The organism is Actinoplanes sp. NPDC026619, from assembly GCF_040638295.1.
In the GTDB taxonomy this organism is placed as follows: domain Bacteria; phylum Actinomycetota; class Actinomycetes; order Mycobacteriales; family Micromonosporaceae; genus Actinoplanes.
Genome location: NZ_JBEZYA010000022.1, coordinates 1 through 21,782, shown reverse-complemented (window position 1 = coordinate 21,782; position 21,782 = coordinate 1). Strand labels below are relative to the sequence as shown.

The window sequence follows — 21,782 nt, the reverse complement described above, 5'->3', positions numbered from 1 at the left end:
TGACGGCGCGTGACCAACTCCGCCGCTCGTCGGACGCCGCCAAAAGCCACCCCCGTGCCTTGACTGATCAACGTACAGCGATGGGAGGATTACTTTACGACAATCTTGATGCCACAATCCACTGGTGCTGATCGACTATGCCGGGCCGGCGCCGCAGACGCGTGAATCGATCGCGGCCGATCTGACCGACCTCGGGGTCCGGGCCGGCAGCGTCCTGCTGGTGCACTCGTCGCTGAGCTCGCTCGGCTGGGTCAGCGGCGGGGCGCTCACCGTCGTACACGCGATGCTTGATGTTCTTGGTCCGTCCGGCACGCTCGTCGTGCCCAGCCAGACCGCCGACAACCGGGATCCGTCGACGTGGATGCCTCGTCCGCCGGAAGCCTGGTGGCCGGCCATTCGCGACTCGCTGCCGGCTTTCGATCCAGACCGAAGCCCGAGCGTGCGCGTGGGGGTGATCACCGAGCAGGTGCGCACCTGGCCGGGAGCGGTTCGCAGCGCCCATCCGCAGACGTCGTTCGCGGCCGTCGGGGCCCAGGCGGCCGACCTGATGAGCCGGCACGACACCGACTGTCACCTCGGCGAGGCGTCGCCGCTCGCGGCACTCGACGCGGTCAATGGGGCCACGCTGCTGCTCGGCGTCAGCTTCCACCGGACCACCGTGTTCCATCTGGCCGAATATCGGCAGCCGGATCCGCCGCGCCGTAACTATGCGTGCGCGGTCCGGACGCCCGCGGGCGGCCGGCGATGGATGGAATACGAGGACGTGGTGCTCGACGACCACGACTTCGGCGACCTCGGCCGTGACTTCGAACAGGAGACCGACGCCGTCACGGCCGGGCCGGTGGGGCAGGCGGACTGCCGGCTGTTCGCCATCCCGGACGCGGTGGCCTACGCCGGGAAGTGGTTCACGCGAAACCGAGGCGGCGGCGGCGCTTGAGGTCGGCGGTCAGCCGTTCGTGCGCGTGGGCGATCAGGCCGTACAGATCGGGGCAGTAGACGCTGCGGCTGCCGAAGCCGGCGCCGTCGAAGCGGTGGGCATAAAGGCCGCCACCGCAGATGCGGACCACCGGGCAGGCGCGGCACTCCGGGCCCAGACCGGCCAGCCCGGCCCGCCGCGCACGGATGCCCGGATGGGCCGCGGCCTGGTCGAACGAGGCGGAGAACAGGTGTAGTCCGGTCGCTGCGGCGCCCTCGGCGGCGGTCTTGAGGATGTCGCTCTGCTCGATCGAGCCGTCCGTCTCCACGGTGACGATGTCGATCGGATCGAGGCCGAGCGCCTCGGTGCCGCTGTGCCCGCCGAGCAGGAGGTCGAGCAGGCTCTCGAACAGCCGGATCCGGGTCTCTAGCTTCGGGGCGCCGTACCAGCGGTCGAACACCGCGGTCAGCCAGGATCCGTAGGCCGAGCCTCGCTCGTCGACTGGGCGCGAGGGCGGCGGGCTGACCCGGTTCCCGTGCGGCAGGAGCAGATCAAGAGCGGGCGGCTCGTACGAGATGAGGTGCTCGTAGGTCTCGATGGGGTCGCTGTGGACGTCGATCGTGCACAGGATGCCGGCATAGAGGTGCCGGAATCGGTCGCCCCGCAGGAGGTCGAGCGCCTTGGCGACAGCGGGATGGCTGCTGCGACCGCCGGCGAAGCGACGATGACGGTCGTTGGTCGCTCGCGAGCCATCCAGGCTGACCCCGACGCGGACGTCCTCGTCGGCCAGGGTGCGGAGGGTCTTCTCGTCGAGCAGCACGCCGTTGGTCTGGATGATGAACCGCGCGGTGGTTCCGGGCGGGACGGCCGCCCGGATGGTGTGCACGGCGTAGGTCAGGAAGTCGAGGCCGGCCAGGAGCGGCTCGCCGCCGTGCAGGACCACCCGGAGGTCTTGGAGATCGTGGGCACGGGCGTGCTCACCCAGCCGCCGGGCCAGGACATCGAGTGTCGGCCGGGTCATCGCGGCCGGTTTGCGCCGCCAGCTTTGATCTTGATGTTGATAGACGTAGCAGTAGTCACAGGCGAGATTGCACCGCCCGTGGACTTTGACCACGACCTCGCTGAACGGTCTGATCGGCACGGATTCAGTCACTCAACATGTCTGCCGGATCATCGAATGAGGCGTTCCGGACAGGGCGGAACTTGGTCACCCGGTCTCGCTGCCCGACGTGTCGTCGGGCGCGGCGCTCACGAACTCGGAATTGTGGTCGCCTCGCCGGATTCGTGCCAAAGATGCATCCAGCGCTGTCGGGGGCCGCAATTCGATCTTGTCGGTTCCGGCGAGCAGTGCCGCGAACTCGCTGCTGATGTCCGGCAGGGCAGTTCGCACCATGAGATCGTCATCGCTGCGCATGAATATCCACTCCCCGCTGGACGGCTCCCAGCCATGAGTCTGACTCGGCGACCACCCGATCGTCCAGAGCCATACGACGTTAGCCTATAGACAGGTGTCGAATGGATGTCGATTGGATCAACCCATGGCCAAATTAATCAGTGGTCGCTAAGTTCCCGACTTGACAGTCAGAGCGACGATTGACCGACTAGGGTAGAGGTTCTCGCCGACCTTCCAGTAACGAGTCGGAGCGGGGCGTCGCTGCTGAGCCGGTACTTCCGGGAGGAGGTGGACGCGGTGCTCGGTGTTGGCATCACCGGTCACATCCACCTCCGGCGCACCACGACGCGGCTGGTTCGCCAGGCCTTGGCCGATCTCCTTCGAGCGTCGCCCAAACCGCTGCACGGCGTCAGCTGTCTGGCGCCCGGGCCCGATCAGACGTTCATCGAGCTGATTCGCGAGCTGGGCGGCACGTATGACGTGATTCTGCCGGCCCGCGACTACCGCGATCGGGTGATTCGACCCCGTGGCCGCCGTCACTTCGACGAGCTGCTCGCGGGGGCCGCCGAGGTCGTGCCGACCGAGTTCGCCCACGATCATCCGGCCGCCTACGCGCTGGCCAACAACCGGCTGGTGGAACGATGCCGGGAGCTGATCGCGGTCTGGGACGGCATGGCCGATGACCGCCCCGGATCGACCGCGCATGCGGTCGCGCTGGCGCGCCGAGCGGGCGTTCCGGTCATCCCGCTCTGGCCGACCGGCGCGGAACGTCTGGCGCGTCCGGCCGCCGAACTGGGCCGTGCCCGGCCGCAGGCTGCGGATCGGCTTTCTGTCGGAATTGCGACAAGGTAATGGCTCGGGTCGTGACGCGCCCTGCCTCTATTGTCCTCCGGGACACGACCGTCGAGTTTTCTGACATGGCTGAGTCGGCGACAGTCTGATGCGTGGCCACGCGGTGGATGCGGCGCTGGCTCCGGAGGAGCACGTGCCCTACTTCTTGGTCAGCTACGTCCGTGGCGATGACGACACGTACGTTGAGGAGTTCTTTCGTGACCTCGGCCGTGAGGTGGCCGCACTCACCGGGCTGAGCCGCCGAGCGGACGCCGGAGTGCTGGCCGCCGATCTCGACCCCGGCGTCGACGCCTGGCCGGCCTCCGATGCCCCCGCGCTGGCCGCCTGCCAGGTGCTGTTGCCCCTTTGCTCGCCCCGCCTGCTGCTCAACACCAGCGCCGGCCGGCAGTGGTGGATCTTTCGAGAGCGGCTGCGGCGGTTCCGCGACGAGACCGGCCGCGAGGCGCCGTCGCTGCTACCGCTGCGCTGGTCGGCCGTTCCCGATCTGCCGAGCGGCTTTCCCGAATTCGTCGCCGTCGACCCGGCCGACCCGCGCCGGCCGTTGCGGCAGTTCGTGCGTCTGCGGGCGATGCGGTCGCAGTACCGCGCCTTCGTGCGCGAGCTGGCCGAGCGGGTCGTGAAGACCGCTCGGCTGCACCCGCTGCATGACTATTGGCCGCTCCCGACGCCGTCGCGCACGCCCAACGCATTCGCGCCGTCCGAGTCCGGGGTCGACGGCCCGCTCGTGCGAGGCACGCGGAACGTGCGTTTCGTGGTCGCGGCCGGATCGCGCGACGACATGGAGCGGATCCGGGCCCAGGTCGACTACTACGGCAAGGACTCGACCGAGTGGGCCCCCTATCGGCCGGTGCAGCCACAGCCACTGATCGACCAGGCTCAGGCCGTTGCGGCCGGGCGGTTGTTCGGCTCCGAGGTGGCCGACCTCAAGGACCTGCGGCAGACGCTGGACCAGGCCAAAGAAGCCAATGACCTGGTCGTTCTGTTGCTGGATCCGTGGTCGACCCGGCTTCCGGACAGCCGGCGGCAACTGACCGAGGCCGACCACTCGGGCCTGGTCGACGCCGCCGTGCTGGTCCCGGTCAACAGCGCCGATCCGGAGAGCGACCTCAGCCGCGACGAGTTGCTGTTCGACGTCCGGCAGACGCTGGCCCGGTTCCTTGGACAGTCGGACGCGCTCTACCTCGGGCGGCTGCCCACGCCGGAAAGCTTCGGCAATCAGCTGGTCGAGGCGCTCGAGGAGGGCCAGAACCGGCTCTATCGCAGCGGTCATCCGCCGGACCCCTCGTCCGGCACCGGTGCGGTCGAACGGCCGATCCTCAGGGGTCCTTGAACGTGATGTTCGGGCCGCCGCCGAGTGGCTAACGCTCGACGGTGGCGCTTTCGTCCTAGGCTGGGATCGGTGCGATCGGTGCACCGACTCTGATGACGTCACGGATGACGAGGAGTTAGGCGTGACCGCACCCGATAACCGCACAGCCGGGCAGATCGTCACGTTCTACTCGTACAAGGGTGGCACCGGGCGGACGATGGCGCTCGCCAATATCGCGTGGATATTGGCGGCCAACGGCTATCGCGTGCTCACGGTCGACTGGGATCTTGAGTCGCCGGGATTGCATCGATACTTCCACCCATTCCTGCGCGACAAGAACCTGCGTGAGACCGACGGCGTGATCGAAATGATCCGCCGGTTCTCCGATGCGGCGATGGGTGACGACGAAGATCCCATCGAGATCACTGACTTCCGTGAATACACGGTGTCGCTGGAGTGGGACTTCGGCACCGGCCGCTTGGACTTCCTCGGCGCCGGCCGTCAGGGACCGCCGTACTCGAAGATCGTCAGTACCTTCGGCTGGGACGCGTTCTGGCGTGCCCGGGGCAACGAGTTCTTTCCGGAGCTGCGACGGCAGATGCTCGCGGAATACGACTTCGTCCTGATCGACAGTCGCACCGGGCTCAGCGACACGGCCGGCATCTGCACCGTCGAGATGCCGGACATGGTCGTTGCTTGTTTCACGCTCAACACGCAGAGCATCGAGGGCTCGGCCGCGGTGGCGAAGTCGATCGTGCGCGCACGTGAGGCGCGGGGCGGACCGGTGCCCAGGATCCTGCCGGTGCCGACCCGGGTCGAGGACGGCGAGCAACGCCGGCTGGAGCGTGGACGGGCGTACGCACACCGCATGTTCTCGCCGTTGCTCGTTCAGACCGGCATCGGCGACCTCGAGGACTACTGGGGCTCGATCGAGCTGCCCTATCGGTCCTATTACGCGTACGAGGAGATCCTCGCCACCTTCGGTGACCTGCCGAATCTCGAGAATTCGCTGCTGGCACCCTATCTACGCCTGGCCCGGCGAATCGCCGGACTGCCGGTCTCGGCCCTGGCGATCGAGGAAAGCGTGCGACAGCGCTACCTGCGCATGTTCGAACGTTCCGATCCCATTGAGCCGAGCCGTATTTTGATCAACTATGTGCCGCTGGACCGGGTTTACGCCGAGTGGTTGAGGGAGCAGCTGCTGCGCAACGGTCATACCCCGCAGCTGCACTTTGCCGGGGCAGCGACGCCGGACCTCGACGAATTCGATCGGGCGATCACGCTTATCTCGCGTGATTACGAAACTTTCCCGGAGAACGATCAGCTGGCCGACGCCCTGCAGCGCCGGGGCGCCGGGATCGACGACGACTTCGCGTTGTCGGTTCAGACGGCCGCCGTGCCACTCCCAGCCGCGTTGCGGCGTTATCCGAGCGTGGACCTGACCAGGATCGGCAATGACCGTGCGCTCGACGTCGTGCTCGACGCGCTGAAAATCCAGGCCGACCCGAGCCATGCCTCGTTGGAGGACTCCGACGAGAACATCCGCTATCCGCGCCTGCAGGCCAAACACTGGAACCTCCAGTTGGTCCGCAACGCGAGCTTCTCGGGGCGGCACCGACTGCTGGAGGCTCTTCGCGATCAACTGGCGGCGGCCGACCCGGCCGAGGGCGGCCGGATCGCGCTCGAGGGCATCAACGGTGTCGGCAAGACTCAGATAGCGCTCGAATACGCTCACCGCTTCGCGGCGACCTACGACATCGTGTGGTGGATCTCGGCCGAGCAGACCGACCGCGTCCGCACCAGTCTCGCCGAACTCGCCGAACGCCTCGGGATTCCGGGCAATGCTGAGGAGCGGCTCCTCGCGGTCCGCGAGATGCTCCGGCAGGGCGAGCCCTCGTCACGCTGGTTGATCGTGCTGGACAACGCCGACTCGCCCGAGGAACTACACGACTTCATTCCAGCTGGAACGGGACACGTGATCATCACTTCGCGCAATCCGCACTGGTCCGAGAAGTACCACGTGCCGCGGCTGGACGTTGAGGTCTTCGCCCGCGGCGAGAGCGTGGAGCTTCTCCAGCGGCGGGTGCGCGGGTTGAAGGCCGACGACGCGGACCGGATCGCCGACGCTCTCGGTGACCTGCCGCTGGCGCTCGAGCAGGCGGCCGCCTGGCTCGCGCTGACCGGCTCGACCCCGGCCGACTACCTGGCCGAGCTGGCCATCCGCACGGCCCAGGTGCTCGACCAGCAGGCGCCGCCCAACCAGCCGTCGACCACGGCGAGCGTCCGGCTGTCCTACGAGCGGCTGAGCATGGAGAGTCCGGCGGCCGCGCGCCTGCTACGGCTGTTCGCGTTCCTGGCGCCCGAGGCGATCCCGTTCCGGCTGCTGGAGAGCGAGCGACTCTCGGAATACCTGGCCGAGATCGACCCGACGATGCATGACCCGCTGCTGCAGCGCACGTTGATCAGCGTCATCGGCCGCTATGCCCTCGCCCGGGTCAACACGTCCACCGGTGGTGGCGCGGTTGTTCACCGGCTCACCCAGCGCATCATTCGCGACGAGTTGAGTGCTGAAGAGCAGACAAGCACGCGGGAGGAACTCTGGCGCATCCTGGCCGGCGTCCGGCGCGGCCCACGCGAGGACCGCGACAACTGGCCGGTCTACGAGGAACTCCGCGCCCACTTGGAGGCGTCCGGTGCGGTCGAGGCGTCGCGCGACGACGTACGGCGGCTGTTCTTGGACCTCGCCAGCTACCTACGCAACCGCAACGACTTCATCGGCGCCGAGGATCTCGCCACCCGGGTCTACGACCGCTGGGCGGAGCTGCACGGCAAGGACGACACGCTCACCCTCCGACTGCAATCCGAGCTCGGCAACATCCTTCGGGAGGCCGGGCGGGTCAGGCGCGCCTACGAAATCGACCTCGACGTCGTCGAGAGAATGACCAAGGCGTCCGGCCTCGGCGAGGCGCACGCCTACACGCTCATGGCCACCACCGGTCTGGCCGCGTCGATGCGGGGTCTCGGCGAGTTCACGCGGGCGCGTGAACTGGACGAGAAGAACGCGCCTCGCACTCGGGAGACATTCGGCCCCAGTCACGAGCGGACGATCATTCAGCAGAACAACCTGGCGCAGTCGATCAGGCTCACGGGTGACTTCGCCGCTGCGCTCCAAGGCCAGGAGGAGGTAATCGCGAGTCACCCGCGGCAAGCGTTGGCGTCGAACGACTACCGCATCGTCACTTACCAGGACAACATCGCCGGCCTCCTGCGCGCCACCGGTCGGCAGCGCGAAGCGTTGGAGGTTCTCGAGCAACTTTTCGGGAATCAGCGTTCGAGGGCCGAGGATGCAATCCTGACCTGGCGAATTGCCGCCAACCTGGCCGGGGTTCTCCGGTCGGTGGGCGAGTCGCTGCGCGGTTATGCGCTGGTCGATGAGGCCTACGACCGACTGGTCACGCTGGGCGGCCCGCAGTACCCCGACACGATCACGGCCGAGCTGGAGTTGGCCTGTGCGATGTGGTGGTCGGGTCGGCCGGGCGAGGGCCGCAAGCACGCCCAGCGGGTGCACGACTACTTCCGTGATCGGTACAGCTCGCGCCACCCGTACCGGTTCGTCGCCCTGGCCAATCTCGCCATGATCGAGCGGGCCAACGGGGACCTGGTCGGAGCCCGCACACGAGCCGAGGAAGCGGCCACCGGGCTGAAGGCTGTGCTGGGCCCGGCTCACCCGCACACGCTGATCGCGCAGATGAGCGTTGCCACCAGCCGGTTCAAGGGCGGCGGCTTCGAGGACGCGTACGACCTGGATGTCGAGATCCTGCGCCGACTGACCGAGAGGCTGGGTGAGCGGCACCCGACCACGCTGGCGGCCGAGGTCAACCTCGCCTTGAGTGCCAGGGAGCGCCGCGACGGGCCACAGGCTCGCGCCGAACTGCCTCGGGTTCAGGAGCGCTCCGTCGACATTTTGGGGGCCTCGCATCCATACACGCTGGCCGCCACCGAGGCCCGCCGGATCGACGTCGACATCGAGTTGCGGACCTGATCGATCATCCGGCCGACCAGCGGAGCAGATCTCGCGGGTCGGCCGGTCGCACCGCGGCGTAGACGTCCCGTGCCACCTCCGGCCTCGCCGTGGCCGCCGTCGCCACCGCTAGGCCGGCCCAGTCGTCGTTCGTCGCGTCGCCCGCCGTGATCCGTTGGACGTAGTGCTGGGCGGCGGCGTGGTCGTCGCCGGCGAGCAGCTCACGATCGCCGTCCGAGAGGCGTCCGCCGTGGATCGCGGAAAGGATCCGAGCTCCACCGGACCGGCCCTGCTGGGCCTCGCCCTCTAGATCCGCGGGCGCCGGTGTGCCCGCCCTCCAAGCTGCGACGAGGGCGTCCCCGGACAGGGCTCGATGACCTAGGCGCCACACCAGTTCGCTGACTTTCGCGCACACGTCCGCCGCGTGCCGGTCGGCGGCCGGCACCGGGTCGTCCGCCCAGTCGTCGAGGGTGGCTCGCATGCCGGCGACGAAGCGTTCGCCGTCCGCGGTGAGCTCGCCGGACGCGGCCAGCGTGATCGCCGCCCGGGCGGTCTGCCCGTGCCAGTATGCGAACTGCCGGGCGTCCCGGCCGCGCCAGAACTCGGCGACGCCCAGGTGGGCGTACGTGCCCTGCAGTAGTGATCTTGCGGGTCGGGGATCGCCTCGCCACGGGGCATAGTGGCGTGGCCGGCCGTCGCCCTGGGTTAGGTCGACGAGGTCGAGAAGTGCGTCGAGCTTCAGGTGCTGCGTCTCGTGCAGCACCAGCCGGGCCATCGCCGCCGCGGTTGCCGGCAGCGCGATGGCGATCGAGCCGTTTGCCCGGCTGCTGACGCCGCTGCGTTCCATCCCGTCGGTGGTCGGTTCAAGCGGAACGAAGGACCGAAGCATTGCTCGTACGGCTCGAGCGTGTGCCGGATGGTCGGCGGCCAGCAGCTCCCAGGCTTCTCGCCAGCGGGCGGCGAACCGGTCGGGGTCGGGTAACTGGGCGGCCACCGTTTCGCCGTACCGGTCGCGGTATTGGTCGAGATGGTCGACCGCGATCACCGGTCCGTCCACATCGGTTAGATCGAGCAGCAGGAGGGACTGCAGCTCGCCGGTCGTGACCCGAGTTCCGTCGAAGGTCAATTCCTTGCCGGTTACGAGCCCCAACCCGGGCAGCGACGCGGCGGTGTCCAAAGCGAACGGCATCCGAGCACGCATCGCGGCGGCCGCGGCCAGCCCGTACAGATAATTGATGTCGATTTTTTCCGGAAAGCCGGCCGCCCACGCGTCGACCTGCGGATGCGCGATCACCTCGTCGAAGGCTGCGGGGGACCGCTCGAGCACGCGCAGCAGCAGAGCGACCGGCTCGTCGACCGGAATGCCGAGCCGGCGGGCGTCCCGGACGGCGCCCCAGAGCAGCAGCCGCCGCTTGGCCAGCTGCCCGGCGACCAGGTGGGCGAGCGCCGAATCCGACCCGTGACCGGCCGCCAGGCTGTCGAACTCGTCCACGGTCAATGGCAGCGTTCGCACGCCTCATCCTCACACGGCGGCACCGTCGTTACTAGACCGTTACGACGATCCTGGTCCGGCTCGTCCTTTCGCATGATCCGCCGTTGGTGATCTTCGATATAACGTCACGCCCGGAAACTCGAGCACGGGGGAAACATGGGTAGCAAAAGGATCGGCGCGGCCACCGTTGCCGTGGTGGTCGGCGCCACCGGGCTGACGTTCGGCATCACGAAGTCGGCGCTGGCCGACTCCAGCCCCGGCGCGGTGATTGCCATCAATTCGGTCGGCGACCTGCTCGTCGATGGCGCGCACCAGCGTGTCTTCGTCAGCGACCCGACCAGCGGCAAGGTCGTCGCGACCGATTACAGCGGAAACCAGCTCGGCAGCGCGCCGGTGAACAACGCGACGAATCTGGCTCTCTCCGCCGACTCGTCCGAGCTGTACGTGACCTCGCCGAACGGGCTCGCGGTCTTCGCTCTGGACCCCACCACGCTGGCTCAGACGGCGAAATACTCGACCGGCACCGTCGCGCCCAAGGACGTGGCGATCGCCGGCGGCAGGATCTGGTTCTCGTACGCGAACGGCATCCCCGGCAACCTCGGCACGATCGACCCGTCCACCGCGACCCCGACGGTCGTACTGGACCGGTTCGAGACCGGCTGGACCGGTGTCGCCGAGCTCGCCACCGCCTCGGCCGCGCCGAACCGGCTGGGCGTGGCGTCCCTCGGCAAGACCGCCATCCTCGACGTGTCCGGCGACACGGTCACGGTGGTGGGGTCCGTCCTGACCAACCAGGACGTCGCCGACGCGGCGCTCTCTCCGGACGGCAATCAGATCGCCACCGTCTACCCGGGCGACGAACGAGTCACTCTTCGCGACGCCGACAACCTGGCGGCCACGCAGCAGCTGGCGACCGATCCGTACCCGGTGGCCGTGGACATTGCGACCGACGGCACCATCGCCAGCGGCAACTCCGCCTACTACGACGCCTGGGACGGGTACGTCTTCACCGCCGCCGGCGAGATGATCCAGCGGTTCAACCTGCCGGACCTCGGGCAGATCGATCCGCACGGCGTGGCGTGGGAGCCGGACGGCAGCCGGCTGTTCACCGTCTCGTCGAACGGTCCGGCCTACACGCTGCGCAGCTACGCGGACGTGAAGCATGCGTCGTCGACGCTGACCCTGTCCGGCCCGCCGTCGACGTCGGTTCCGGGCGCGGCGATCACCATCACCGGCACGTTGGCCTCCTCGGTGTCGCTGCCCGCCGGCACCACGGTCTCGGTTTCCCGGGCCGGCACCGCGCTGGCGCCCGCCACGGTCGGGGCGGGCGGCTCGTTCTCCTTCACCGACACTCCGCCGGTCGCCGACACCGCGAGCTACCAGGTCTCGTACGCCGGCGACCGCAACCACTCGCCGTCGACCGCCACCATCTGGGTCGGCATCGCCCGGGTCGCGTCGGCGGTGACCCTGTCCGGTCCGTCGACGGCGGTCCCGGGGGCAGTGATCACCCTCACCGGCACGCTGACGTCGGCCCTCTCGCTGCCCGCCGGCGTCACGGTCGCGGTTTCCCGGGGCGGCGCCGCGCCGGTGTCCGCCACGGTCGGGGCGGACGGCTCGTTCGCGGTCACCGACACCCCGCCGGCTGCCGGCACGGTCACCTACGCGGTCGCGTACGCCGGTGACGACACCCACCTGCCGTCCACCGCGACCGCGTCGGTCGTGGTCTCCCGGACCGCGTCCACCCTGACGCTGGCCGGGCCGGTCTCGGCGACCCGGGCCAAGCCGCTCACCATCACCGGCACGCTCGCGTCGCCGTCACCGCTGGCCGGCGGCACCACGGTGTCGGTCACCCGGACCGACCTGGAACACCCGGCTGGCCTGTCGCTGGGCGTCAAGCCGGTCGGCGCCAACGGCTCGATCTCCTTCACCGACACCCCGACGGCCGGCGGCACGGTGACCTACCGGGTTTCCTACGCCGGCGACGGCACGCACACGCCGGCGTCGGCGACCCGGTCGGTCGCGGTCTCCCGGGTCACGCCGAGCCTGACGCTGACCAACAACGGCAAGGTCTACAACTACGGCCAGACGGTGACTTTCACCGCGCACCTCGGGGCGACCTACCAGAACCGGACCGTCGAGATCTGGGCCGACCCGAGCGGCAACGACCAGGTCAAGCGCCTGCTCAAGCGGGGCACGGTGAACAGCAGCGGCAACCTGGCGGCCGGCTTCAAGCTGACCCGCAACGCCGCGGTGAGCGCGGTCTTCACCGGCGACGCGCGGACCGCGCCGCGGAGCGTGACGGCGACGGTCGGCACGAAGGTCAGCCTCTCGCTCAAGCTGGCCAGTTACTACAAGACCGCAAAGATCAGCGGTACGACGTACCGCTACTACCACGCCGGCAAGAAGGCGATCTTCACCACGCCGATGACCAGTGGCGCCTCGCGGAAGGTCTTCGTCCGGCTCGAGCGCTACTCCGGTGGCAAGTGGAAGGCCATGGACAGCCGCTACTTCGATGCCTCCGACACGCTCTATCTGAGCGGCGCCGGTCTGACCGGGGCGAAGCTGCGGGTCCGGGCGGCGTACGTCAAGGGCAGCGCCGGCGACAGCCTGAACACCACCACGTGGACGGCGTACCAGTACTTCTCGTTCATCAAATGAGAGGGGCGCAGATGTCCAGCATGTCGGCTCGGGGGACGACCTTGATCCGTTTGCGGCTGTGCGGGGCGCCGAGGGCGATCTCGTGGTCGTCCAGGCGCTGCCAGCCGGCCCACGTCGTGTAGCGCAGGCCTCGGCCGGCCAGGTGGGCCAGGACGGCGTCCGGGTCGCGGTCCGGTGCGGCCGGCAGTCCGGGCGCGTCCGCCAGCAGGTGGGCGATCGTCTCGCCGGCGTCGCCCTTGGTGTGGCCGATCAGGCCGACCGGGCCGCGCTTGATCCAGCCGGTGACGTACATGCCCGGGATGTGCTCGCCGTCGAGGTCGAGGATGCGTCCGGCCGTGTGCGGGATGGTTCCGCTGCCGTTGTCGAACGGCAGCTCCGGCAGCGCCTGGCTGAGGTAGCCGACGGCCCGGTAGACCGCCTGCACCGGCCAGTCGGTGAACTCGCCGGTGCCGCGCACCGAGCCGTCGCCGGTCAGTTCCTGGGTCTCGGTGCGCAGGCCCTCGACCCGTCCGTCGCCGAGGACCGCGGCCGGGGACTGCAGGAAGTGCAGGTGCAGGCGGCGCGGGCGGTCCCGCGGGTCGCGGACGGCCCAGTTCTGGAGGATGTCGACGCACATCTTGACGTGCCGGGTCTCGCGCATGGCGGCGAGGCTGCCCTCGTCGAACTCGATGCCCTCCGGATGCACGATCACTTCGACGTTCGGTGAGGCGTCGAGCTCGCGCAACTCCTGCGGCGTGAACTTCACCTGCGCCGGGCCGCGCCGGGAGAACATGTGCACGTCGGTGGCCGGGCTGGCCTTCAGCGCCTGGTAGACGTTGTCCGGGATCTCCGTGGTGAGGAGCTCGTCGGCGGTCTTGGCGAGGATCCGGGCCACGTCGACGGCTACGTTGCCGGCGCCGATCACCGCGATCTCGCGAGCCTCCAGCGGCCAGTCCCGGGGCACGTCCGGGTGCCCGTTGTACCAGGAGGCGAAGTCCGCGGCCCCGAAACTGCCGGGCAGGTCGATGCCGGGAATGTCCAGCGGCCGGTCCTTCTCGGCGCCGGTGGCGATGACCGTGGCGTCGTAGTAGCGCCGCAGTTCCTCCTGCTTGACGTCCACGCCGTACTCGACGTTGCCGATGAACCGGATGCGCGGGTTGTTCAGCACCCGGTACAGGGCGTTGACGACCTCTTTGATCCGCGAGTGGTCCGGTGCCACGCCGTACCGGATCAGGCCGTACGGTGTCGGCAGCCGATCGAAGATGTCGACCGTCACCGCCTCGGTGGCCTTGATCAGGTGGTCGGCGGCGTAGACACCGGCCGGGCCGGTTCCGATGACGGCAACCCGCAGCGGGCGTTCCATGGTCGCGTTCCTCATTCGGTCGAAGACGTGGAACCACGATCATAGTTAGGCATGCCTTACCTAATTTATGGCGGTCGTCACAAAAACCGGCCCGAGCCGCGTTTGCGCAGCTCGGGCCGGTCCCATCAATAAGGGGTCAGGCGGGGTTCTTGGGCAGGCGCCACAGCCGGACCTTCTCGTCCTTGCCGGCGGTGATCAGGCGCTTGCCGTCCGGGCTGATCCGCAGTGCCCAGACCGGCCCCTCGTGACCGGTCAGCGGCGAGCCGACGGCGCTTCCGGTCGCGGTGTTCCACAGCCGCACGGTCCCGTCGTCGCTACCGGTGGCCAGCAGCTTTCCGTTCGGGCTGAACCGGATGGCGCGAACCGGGGCGGTATGACCGGCGAGCGGTTCGGCGGCCGGCTGGCGGGTTGCCACGTTCCACAGCCGTACGGTGTTGTCGCCGCCGGAGGACGTGGCCAGCAGTGTTCCGTCGAGGCTGAACGTGAGGGCGAACACCGGGCCGGTGCTGCCGGTCAGCGGTGCGCCCGCGGGCTCGCCGGTGGCCGGGTTCCACAGCCGTACGTCACTGCCGCCGTCTGAGGTGGCCAGGAGGCTGCCGTCCGGGCTGAAGCTCATCGCGTACACCGGGCCGGGGTTTGCCGAAATGGCCGCCCCGATCGACTGGCCGGTGCTGGTCTGCCACAGCCGTACGGTGTGGTCGATGCCGGCGGTCGCGAGGCTTCGGCCGTCCGGGCTGAATACGACCGAACCCACCGCGCCGGCGTGACCGGTGATGGTGCGTACCAAAGTTCCGGTGGTGGGGTCCCACAGCCGAACCGTGGCGTCGTCACCGGCGCTGGCCAGCAGTTGCCCGCTCGAGCTGAAAGCGACCGAACGGACCGGCCCGACGTGTCCCGTCAGGGGCGATCCGGACCGCTCGCCGGTGGTGGTGTCCCACAGCGAGACCTCGTTGTCGGCGGCGACGGCCAGCAGCTTGCCGTCGGGGCTGAACCCGATGGCGCGGATGAGGCCGATGCCGCCGGCGAATGCTGCTCCGGCCCGGCGCCCGGTCGCCGTGTTCCACAGCCGCACGGTCCCGTGGCTGACGGTGGCGAACACTTTCCCGTCCGGGCGTACGGCGATGATGCCGCCCGAACCGGGCACGACGTTACGCGGGCGGGCGCCGGCGGCCTCACCGACGGCGTGGGCTGCCGTGGGGTGGGGGCTGGCGTGCGCGACGCCGGCGGGCGCCAGTAGTCCGATCATGGCCACGGCGACGGCCCAGCCAGCGCGTCGCAGGTGGCCACTCACCGGAGAGTCACTGTGGGTTGCTTTACGATCCCTCGCTGTAGTCACTTCTGCACGGTAACGATCATGCTCGGGGAATGTTCGCGCTGTTCGCCGGAGTTCATCCGCCCGAGTTCTTGATCAGGCCGATCCAGGATCGTCGCAACGTTATCGTATCGACCCTTCAAGACATCCAAAAACTGTCATACGCCTATGCGATGCTCTCCTCATTCGGGCCCGTCTGAGGCCCATCGATCTGCACGGGGGAAACGCATGCACAGGCGTGTGTGTTCACTCATCGTCGCTTCCACACTCGGGTTCGGGGCCATCGGCCTCAACAGCGCGCCGGCCTTCGCCGCCGACCGCGGCCCGACCGGGCTCACCACCGCGGGCCAGGCCTGCGCCACCACGTCGCCCGGGCCCTATCTGAGCCCCACGCGGCTCAACGACGCCCAGGCGGTCGTGCTGCGTGGCAACTACGACACCGCGGTCTGGGGCGCCGAACCGACCGCCGACTTCCAGGTGTGGGACACCGCCCACCCCGATCAGCCGCAGGACTGGAGCGACCGGGCCGGAGCGTCGGACGGCAACGTTCTCGTCCAGCTCGAGGACCCGGCACGCCAGCTCGACGGAGTCACGTACGCGTGGAAGGTCCGGGTGGCCAACGACTCCGACGCCTCGCCGTGGAGCGACACCTGCTACTACGCGGTCGACCGCAGCGGCGGCTCGGCGCCGGCCGTCTCCTCGACCGATTACCCCGCCGGCTACGACCCCAGCGGCGAGATCGGCACCGCCGGCTCGTTCACCTTCACCCCGGCCGCCGACGACACGGTCAGCTACAAATACTCGTTCTGGGACAGCGTCGACTCCGGTTCCAGCACCGGCGACCAGACCGTCCCGGCCACCAGCCTCGGCGGCCCGGCCACGATCAGTTGGAAGCCGCGGACCTCGGGCAACACGTCCTTGACGGTGTATGGGATCGATCGCGCCGGCAACTACTCGGAGCAGCAGTACTACACGTTCACCGTGCGCGAGACCCGGCCCAGCGTCTTCTCGGCCGCCTATCAGAACTCCGAGGGCTACGGCGATCTGAACTACAACGTCGGCGTGCTGGGCCAGTTCGACTTCTCGTCGACCGTCGCGGACACGTCGTCGTTCGCCTGGCACATCGACCAGGACGGCCCCTCCGGCAGCGTCGACGCGGACTCCGACGGCAAGGCCAGCGCGATGATCGCGCCGACCAAAGCCGGACACCAGACCCTTTACGTACGCTCCATCACCCGTGACGGGGCGACACATCCGGAGCAGGCGTACGAGTTCTACGTCGACAATGCACCCCGGGTCACCGGCGACGTGGACCGCGGCGTGATTCGCGGGTCCTCGCTCCACTTCCACCTCGCGCCGCGGACCAGCGACGTGACGGCGTACGTCTACTGGAATGTCGCCGGCGACTCGTCCGAGTCCGCCAAGACCACGATCCCGGCCGGCGCCGACGGGTCGGCCGATCTGACCTGGACGGCCGACAACACCAACGAGCGCACGATCGGCGTCCGAGTGCAGGCTCGCAGCGCCGACGGCACGCTCTCCGAGGCGCGCTGGCTGTCGATCAGTCATTGGGGCGCCGCCCCGACGCTCACCCGCACCGGCGGTGACGTGGCCGGCACGACCGCCACGATCAAGGCGCGCACCGAGATGGTGAACCCCACGGAATACGAGGCGGTCCTGAACAACGACGCCACGACGAAGCAGATCGTCCCGGCGGCCGCGGACGGCACCGCGACGTTCCAGTTCCCGGTGACCAAGGCGCAGTACACCTCGGTCAGCGTGATCGCGCGCAACGCCGCCGGCGTCCACACCGACCAGGGCAGCACCTCCTGGTCGGTGGTCAACGGGCCGGCGATCACGTCGGCCGACTTCCCGACGAGCGGCTCCGGCCACATCGCACCCGGCACGTTCACCTTCAAGGCGCAGCAGCCCGGGGCGACCAAGTTCGTCTACTCGATCGACGGCACCGACCTCTACAACGTCGAGGTTCCGGTCGGTTCCGACGGCACGGCCAGCGTGGCGTGGACGCCGACGATCTCGGGCTACTTCAGCCTGCACGCGACGAGCAAGACCGCGGACGGCGTCCGCTCGTCCGAGACGTACTACCGCTTCTACATCGAGGCCGACCCGGTGACCGTCACCTCGGTGGCGCCCGGCGCGGTCGAGGCCGGCGGCGAGCGCACGCTCACCATCACCGGCTCGGGCTTCAACACGGGTAATTACGTCTACGTGTACATGTCTGACGGCGGCTACGCGAACGGCACGATCACCGGTGTCTCCGCCGACCGCCGGACCCTCACGGTCACTGTCGACCTGACCGGGGCCGCGACCGGTCCGGCCGCGGTGGGCGTCCAGCCGGACGGCTACAACTCGGCGGTCCGGCTCAGCAACGCCTTCACGATCGTCGCCCCGCCGGCACTCAGCATCGTCGCCAAGCCGGCCATCACCGGAGTGGCGGCGGTCGGTTCCCGGCTGAAGGCCTCGACCGGCACGTGGAGCCCGAAGGGGACCACCTTCACCTACCAGTGGGCGGCGGGTGGCACGCCCATCAGCGAGGCGACCAGCGCGACCTACCGCGTGCAGGCCGCTGATCTCGGCAAGAAGCTGTCGGTTTCGGTGACCGCGGTCAAGCCCGGCTACACCTCGGCTGCCGCGACGTCGACCGCAACGGCCGCGGTCGTCAAGGGCCCGGCCCCGGTAGTCGGCGCGCTGCCGAAGATCACCGGTAAGGCCAAGGCGGGCGAGACGGTCCAGGCCACTACCGGCACGTGGAAGCCGGCCGCCGACTCGTTCCGCTACGAATGGCGGGCGAACGGCAAGATCCTCAGCACCACCTCGGCGTCGCTCGACCTGACCGCCGCGATGGCCGGCCAGAAGATCACCGTCACGGTGGTCTCGGTGAAGCCGGGCTACACCGACGGCCGGGCAACGAGCGCGCCGGTCACCATCCAGAAGTAGGCGTGTGCGGCCGCCCCGGGAAACCGGGGCGGCCGCGATGCCTTACTTGACCTTGACCGCGTCGGCGGCGCTGACGGTGTTCTTGGTGCTGCTGCCGGCGTACACGGCCTTCCAGGTTCCGCTCTTGGTGGCGGTGAACTTCTTGGTGAAGGCGCCCTTGCTGCTGGTGGTGGTGCTGCCCTTGAGCGAGTAGGTCTTGGCGCCGGTGGCCTTGAAGTAGATCTGCACCGTGGCCTTGGAGAGCACCTTGCCGTCGACCTTGAGGGTGCCGGCGGCGGTGAGCTTCTTGCCCTTCTTGACTGGCTCCGGCGACGCGTTGAAGGACAGCGTCGACGGCCGCTTGAGCGAGATGCCGACCTTGACGACGTTGGTGATCTGGACGTCGCTCTCGTCATCGGCGTCGCTCGGGACGGCCGCGCCATAGACCTCGGCGCGCCAGTTGCCCGCGGTGTACTTGCCGCAGAAGTTGAGCGAGCCGGAGTAGGTGGCGCTGGTGCCGACCTGCTTGAGCGCGGTGCCGTCGTAGCTGTCGTCGCCGGAGGCGCCGGGCGCGAACAGGTCGACGCCGACGGCCGAGAACAGGTAGTCGGTGGACGGCATGGTCGCGCTGAGCACCGCCGTGAAGGTGATCTTGCTGCAGCCCGCCTTCGAGCCGAGCACGAAGCTCGTCTTGCTCGTCGACACCGACTTGACCGTCGGCAAGGCGGTGGAGGGCGCGGCCTGAGCCGGCGCGGCGGCCATCAGCAGACCGGCAGCCGGCGCGACAGCGAGCAGAACAGCAAGGGCGCGGTGGCGCACAGAAGTCATGAAAGTCCCAGTCACGAGAGAGGATCAACGACCCGGCGAGGCACCAGCCGGGGCAAGTGATCTTCCAATACGACGCGACGCAACCGTACCGTCCGTTCAGCCAAATTTCACCTGACGAACAGCGCGTCAATGAGACTGGAAAAGGGTCGTGACCTGCCCAGTCTGCTTGCTCATCGCCGAAAATTTCCGGCTGACTGGTCCCGGGTCAGCGGCGGTAGGTGCGCTTCGGGCTGTAGGTGACGTTGCCGGCCTTGTCGTAGGCGCGGAGCTGGAAGGTGAACTTCTTGCCGTACTTCTTGGGGTTCACGGTGAACCGGTAGGCGGCTTTCTGGTCCACGGCGGCGATCTTGCCGTTGATCAGCAGTTCGACGCGGCTCACGCCGTACGTGTCGGTGGCCGTGGCCTTGATCGTTGTGGGCTTGCGCAGCTTGCTGTTGCTCGCCGGAGCCGCCGTGACGCGGAGCGAGGGCTTGGCGTTGTCGACGGTCACCGTGCGCGTGACCACCGTGAGGTTGCCGGCCCGGTCGCTGACCTGCCAGATCAGCGTGTGCTTGCCGGTTCGGATCGCGTTGCTGTTCAGCGTGATGCGAAGCGGTGACTTCATGGTGACGGTCTGCACGTGGTCGAAGCCGGTGCCGAAGGAGTAGACGCCGGATGAGTCGCGAACGGTCACGGCGGAGGTGACGTTGCCGCGCAGCAGCGTTGTGGCCGGGGAGGCGGTCACGACCGGGCGGTCGTTGTCCACAATTACCGTACGGCTGAGGTCCGTGACGTTCCCGAGCAGGTCGCGCGCCCGGACCGTCATGGTGGCCGGGCCGCTCGGAACGGTGCGCGGCCAGGTGAATGCCGCCAACCCGTCGCCGCCGGGATAGGTGCCGACGGAAACTCCGTTCACCAGCAGGTCGGCCGGCCCGATGCCGGCACCGTCCGCGATCGTGGCGGAGATGCGGCCACCGGCCCGGACATAGCCCGGTGACATGTCGTAGTCGACGGCAACCGTAGGACCGGTGTGGTCGGCCCAAACCGTGCTGCTGGTCGAGTGCGAATTGTTGAAACGGTCCCAGGCGCGCGCGGTGAGCGTCGTCCGCCCGTTATAGCCGGTCGTGTCCCAGTTGATGGTCCACGGCGCTTCGTTGACCACGCCGATCGTCTGCGAGCCGATCGACAGCTGGATGCCGGCGGTGTCGTCGTCGACGCCGTTCTTGGCGAAGTCGACCGGCACCACCCCGGTGAAGCTCATGTTCGGCATCTGCGGGTTGGCGTCGCTGAGAATCCACGGGAAGTAGATAAACGGTGCGTTGTTGTCGACGTGCACGACCACGACCGGCGAGGTGGTCTCGTTGCCGTCGCGGTCGTAGGCGACGATCTCCACCCAGGCGTCGGCGTCGTAGAGGCTGCGCGAGTCCCAGGACAGCGCGAAGGGTGCCTTGACGCTGCTCCCGGCCGGGTAGTGGTTGACCTTCAGTTCGACTCGGCTGATCAGGCTCTCATCGGCGAACGCCGGCTGCACCTTCACCGTGCCGTTGACGATCTGCCCTGCGGTGAGGCCGACGTCGACGATCGTCGGACCATCGGCGAGCGCCACGGAGGGCATGGTCAGAGTCGCGGTCATGACCGCGGCGCCGATAAAGGTTGTCCACTTCGCTGCTCTCATCGCCCTCACCCGTCGATCGATGCTTGAGCATACGATCTTGGGGGCGCGCGTAGGGGGCCCAGCGGAGCTGCCGCTGATCCTGCCGGGCCGGCAGCGACCCGGTGTCCATAGTGATCGTGGACGCGGCCGCCTACGCTGAACGCATGTCCTGGGAGTGGCCCGACGCCGAGAGCGGCCAGCCTCCGTCCCAGGGCCGTGAGTGGGAAGTAGAGCTTCTTTCGCGGCTGCGTGCCGATCTCTCGTCACGCCAAGACGACGGGTGCCGGCAGAACTACAACGTCGCCGTGAGCGGCCGATTCAGCGTGGGCAAGTCGATGTGATGCCCGAGAGCGGCGATCGCGGCTCGGCGCGGGAGTTTGTCGATCACTCCGCCGAGAGTCACCAGAGTCGCGCGCCAGGTCTCGACCGGAAGCCCATGCCCATGGTCTTCCGGGAGTTCGCCGTGTGCTGACGTAGTCAGATGGTCACTCCACTCAGTTACGAGGGCTCAAAATAAATTGCCGTACCAATTTGAGGGCGCCACGTCCACTTGAGTCCAGCTGCGTTTCTGCTGGTCCGGCCGACCAATGCACTAGATCGGACGGCGAGTCGGCGCGCAAGTCCGGCGTCGTGCCGGTTTGTATCCCTATGACCGCGGCGTCGGGCGTTCTCAGCTCTTCACGCTGCAGTATTACTACAACGGCTAGTGGCACACCGACGGGAGCCAATACTTCCGGCTGTCCAGCACGGGCAAATCCGCGATCTCGGCGGTTGGCACGCACCCGACGAACCTGAAGATGCGCATGCAGTCCGCGTACCTCAAGGGAACCTCGGGCGACACTTTGAACGCCAGCACCACCGGGCCCTAGGTGTTCTGTCCACGGACGTTGGTAACGCTGCGGAAGTCCGGAAATGGGTGAGGACCTCCGGGTGAAGTGGAGCTTGTCGAGAGTTCCGTTTCACCCGAGAGGTCCTCTATGCCCCACGCTAACGCCAATGCCGCGTAGTTAGCGGTGGTGGCGGGGTGTCAAGCGGGTGTGTCGATGCGTATGGAACAGCGGAACTCCCGCTATAGAGGGGTTGTCCTCA

Annotated in this window: 14 protein-coding genes; 7 read left to right on the top strand and 7 right to left on the bottom strand. The window is 68.4% G+C overall.

Annotation, left to right across the window (positions count from 1 at the left end; genetic code table 11):
• Nucleotides 1-124 precede the first annotated feature (124 nt).
• The gene (locus AB0E90_RS36945; RefSeq protein WP_360416310.1) at nt 125-937 is read left to right on the top strand and encodes an AAC(3) family N-acetyltransferase; all 813 of its coding nucleotides are present in this window, start codon (nt 125-127) and stop codon (nt 935-937) included.
• Here the strand turns inward: AB0E90_RS36945 and AB0E90_RS36940 are convergent.
• Together AB0E90_RS36940 and AB0E90_RS36935 are read right to left on the bottom strand one after the other, a co-directional pair.
• On the bottom strand, nt 906-2,069 hold the full coding sequence (locus tag AB0E90_RS36940; RefSeq protein ID WP_360416308.1) for an FxsB family cyclophane-forming radical SAM/SPASM peptide maturase: 1,164 nt from the start codon (nt 2,067-2,069) through the stop codon (nt 906-908). The genes AB0E90_RS36945 and AB0E90_RS36940 overlap by 32 nt on opposite strands.
• A gap of 54 nt (nt 2,070-2,123) precedes the next feature.
• Nucleotides 2,124-2,330 (bottom strand): hypothetical protein, encoded by a 207-nt coding sequence (locus tag AB0E90_RS36935; protein WP_360416306.1) that lies wholly within the window; start codon nt 2,328-2,330, stop codon nt 2,124-2,126.
• 267 nt (nt 2,331-2,597) lie between these two features.
• Here AB0E90_RS36935 and AB0E90_RS36930 point away from each other — a divergent pair, with 267 nt between their 5' ends.
• The 3 genes from AB0E90_RS36930 (at nt 2,598) to fxsT (ending at nt 8,512) form a co-directional block, all read left to right on the top strand.
• A complete protein-coding gene (locus AB0E90_RS36930; RefSeq protein ID WP_360416304.1) occupies nt 2,598-3,161 on the top strand; it encodes a hypothetical protein in 564 nt (187 codons plus the stop codon).
• A gap of 88 nt (nt 3,162-3,249) precedes the next feature.
• The gene (gene fsxC, locus AB0E90_RS36925; protein WP_360416302.1) at nt 3,250-4,491 is read left to right on the top strand and encodes an FxsC protein; all 1,242 of its coding nucleotides are present in this window, start codon (nt 3,250-3,252) and stop codon (nt 4,489-4,491) included.
• Between the two features lie 121 nt (nt 4,492-4,612).
• Nucleotides 4,613-8,512, top strand: coding sequence for an FxSxx-COOH system tetratricopeptide repeat protein (gene fxsT, locus AB0E90_RS36920; RefSeq protein WP_360416300.1), 3,900 nt, complete (start codon nt 4,613-4,615; stop codon nt 8,510-8,512).
• Between the two features lie 4 nt (nt 8,513-8,516).
• On the opposite strand, the gene AB0E90_RS36915 is transcribed toward fxsT, so the two are convergent.
• The gene (locus tag AB0E90_RS36915) at nt 8,517-10,004 is read right to left on the bottom strand and encodes an HEXXH motif-containing putative peptide modification protein (RefSeq protein WP_360416298.1); all 1,488 of its coding nucleotides are present in this window, start codon (nt 10,002-10,004) and stop codon (nt 8,517-8,519) included.
• 135 nt (nt 10,005-10,139) lie between these two features.
• Between AB0E90_RS36915 and AB0E90_RS36910 the strand changes: the two genes are divergently transcribed.
• The gene (locus AB0E90_RS36910) at nt 10,140-12,641 is read left to right on the top strand and encodes a hypothetical protein (protein ID WP_360416296.1); all 2,502 of its coding nucleotides are present in this window, start codon (nt 10,140-10,142) and stop codon (nt 12,639-12,641) included.
• Here the strand turns inward: AB0E90_RS36910 and AB0E90_RS36905 are convergent.
• Together AB0E90_RS36905 and AB0E90_RS36900 are read right to left on the bottom strand one after the other, a co-directional pair.
• Complete coding sequence (locus AB0E90_RS36905) at nt 12,634-13,983, bottom strand: FAD-dependent oxidoreductase (RefSeq protein WP_360416294.1); 1,350 nt, start codon at nt 13,981-13,983, stop codon at nt 12,634-12,636. The two genes, AB0E90_RS36910 and AB0E90_RS36905, sit on opposite strands and share 8 nt — an antisense overlap.
• Before the next feature lie 136 nt (nt 13,984-14,119).
• Nucleotides 14,120-15,229, bottom strand: coding sequence for a WD40 repeat domain-containing protein (locus AB0E90_RS36900; protein WP_360416292.1), 1,110 nt, complete (start codon nt 15,227-15,229; stop codon nt 14,120-14,122).
• A 294-nt stretch (nt 15,230-15,523) separates the two neighbouring features.
• On the opposite strand from AB0E90_RS36900, the gene AB0E90_RS36895 reads away from it, so the two are divergent.
• The gene (locus tag AB0E90_RS36895; RefSeq protein WP_360416290.1) at nt 15,524-18,253 is read left to right on the top strand and encodes a hypothetical protein; all 2,730 of its coding nucleotides are present in this window, start codon (nt 15,524-15,526) and stop codon (nt 18,251-18,253) included.
• A 42-nt stretch (nt 18,254-18,295) separates the two neighbouring features.
• Here the strand turns inward: AB0E90_RS36895 and AB0E90_RS36890 are convergent, their stop codons facing one another.
• Together AB0E90_RS36890 and AB0E90_RS36885 are read right to left on the bottom strand one after the other, a co-directional pair.
• Entirely contained in the window at nt 18,296-19,060 is a 765-nt protein-coding gene (locus AB0E90_RS36890; protein WP_360416288.1) for a hypothetical protein, read from the bottom strand.
• A 205-nt stretch (nt 19,061-19,265) separates the two neighbouring features.
• On the bottom strand, nt 19,266-20,714 hold the full coding sequence (locus AB0E90_RS36885; RefSeq protein WP_360416286.1) for an Ig-like domain-containing protein: 1,449 nt from the start codon (nt 20,712-20,714) through the stop codon (nt 19,266-19,268).
• Between the two features lie 110 nt (nt 20,715-20,824).
• Between AB0E90_RS36885 and AB0E90_RS36880 the strand changes: the two genes are divergently transcribed.
• The gene (locus AB0E90_RS36880) at nt 20,825-21,034 is read left to right on the top strand and encodes a hypothetical protein (protein ID WP_360416284.1); all 210 of its coding nucleotides are present in this window, start codon (nt 20,825-20,827) and stop codon (nt 21,032-21,034) included.
• The last annotated feature ends 748 nt before the right edge of the window (nt 21,035-21,782 follow it).

Coding starts and splice junctions, on each gene's coding strand:
- AB0E90_RS36935 (WP_360416306.1), bottom strand. CDS start 2,330: ATGCGCAGCGATGACGATCTCATGGTGCGAACTGCCCTGCCGGACATC.
- fsxC (WP_360416302.1), top strand. CDS start 3,250: ATGCGTGGCCACGCGGTGGATGCGGCGCTGGCTCCGGAGGAGCACGTG.
- AB0E90_RS36910 (WP_360416296.1), top strand. CDS start 10,140: ATGGGTAGCAAAAGGATCGGCGCGGCCACCGTTGCCGTGGTGGTCGGC.
- AB0E90_RS36905 (WP_360416294.1), bottom strand. CDS start 13,983: ATGGAACGCCCGCTGCGGGTTGCCGTCATCGGAACCGGCCCGGCCGGT.
- AB0E90_RS36900 (WP_360416292.1), bottom strand. CDS start 15,229: ATGATCGGACTACTGGCGCCCGCCGGCGTCGCGCACGCCAGCCCCCAC.
- AB0E90_RS36895 (WP_360416290.1), top strand. CDS start 15,524: ATGCACAGGCGTGTGTGTTCACTCATCGTCGCTTCCACACTCGGGTTC.
- AB0E90_RS36890 (WP_360416288.1), bottom strand. CDS start 19,060: ATGACTTCTGTGCGCCACCGCGCCCTTGCTGTTCTGCTCGCTGTCGCG.
- AB0E90_RS36885 (WP_360416286.1), bottom strand. CDS start 20,714: ATGAGAGCAGCGAAGTGGACAACCTTTATCGGCGCCGCGGTCATGACC.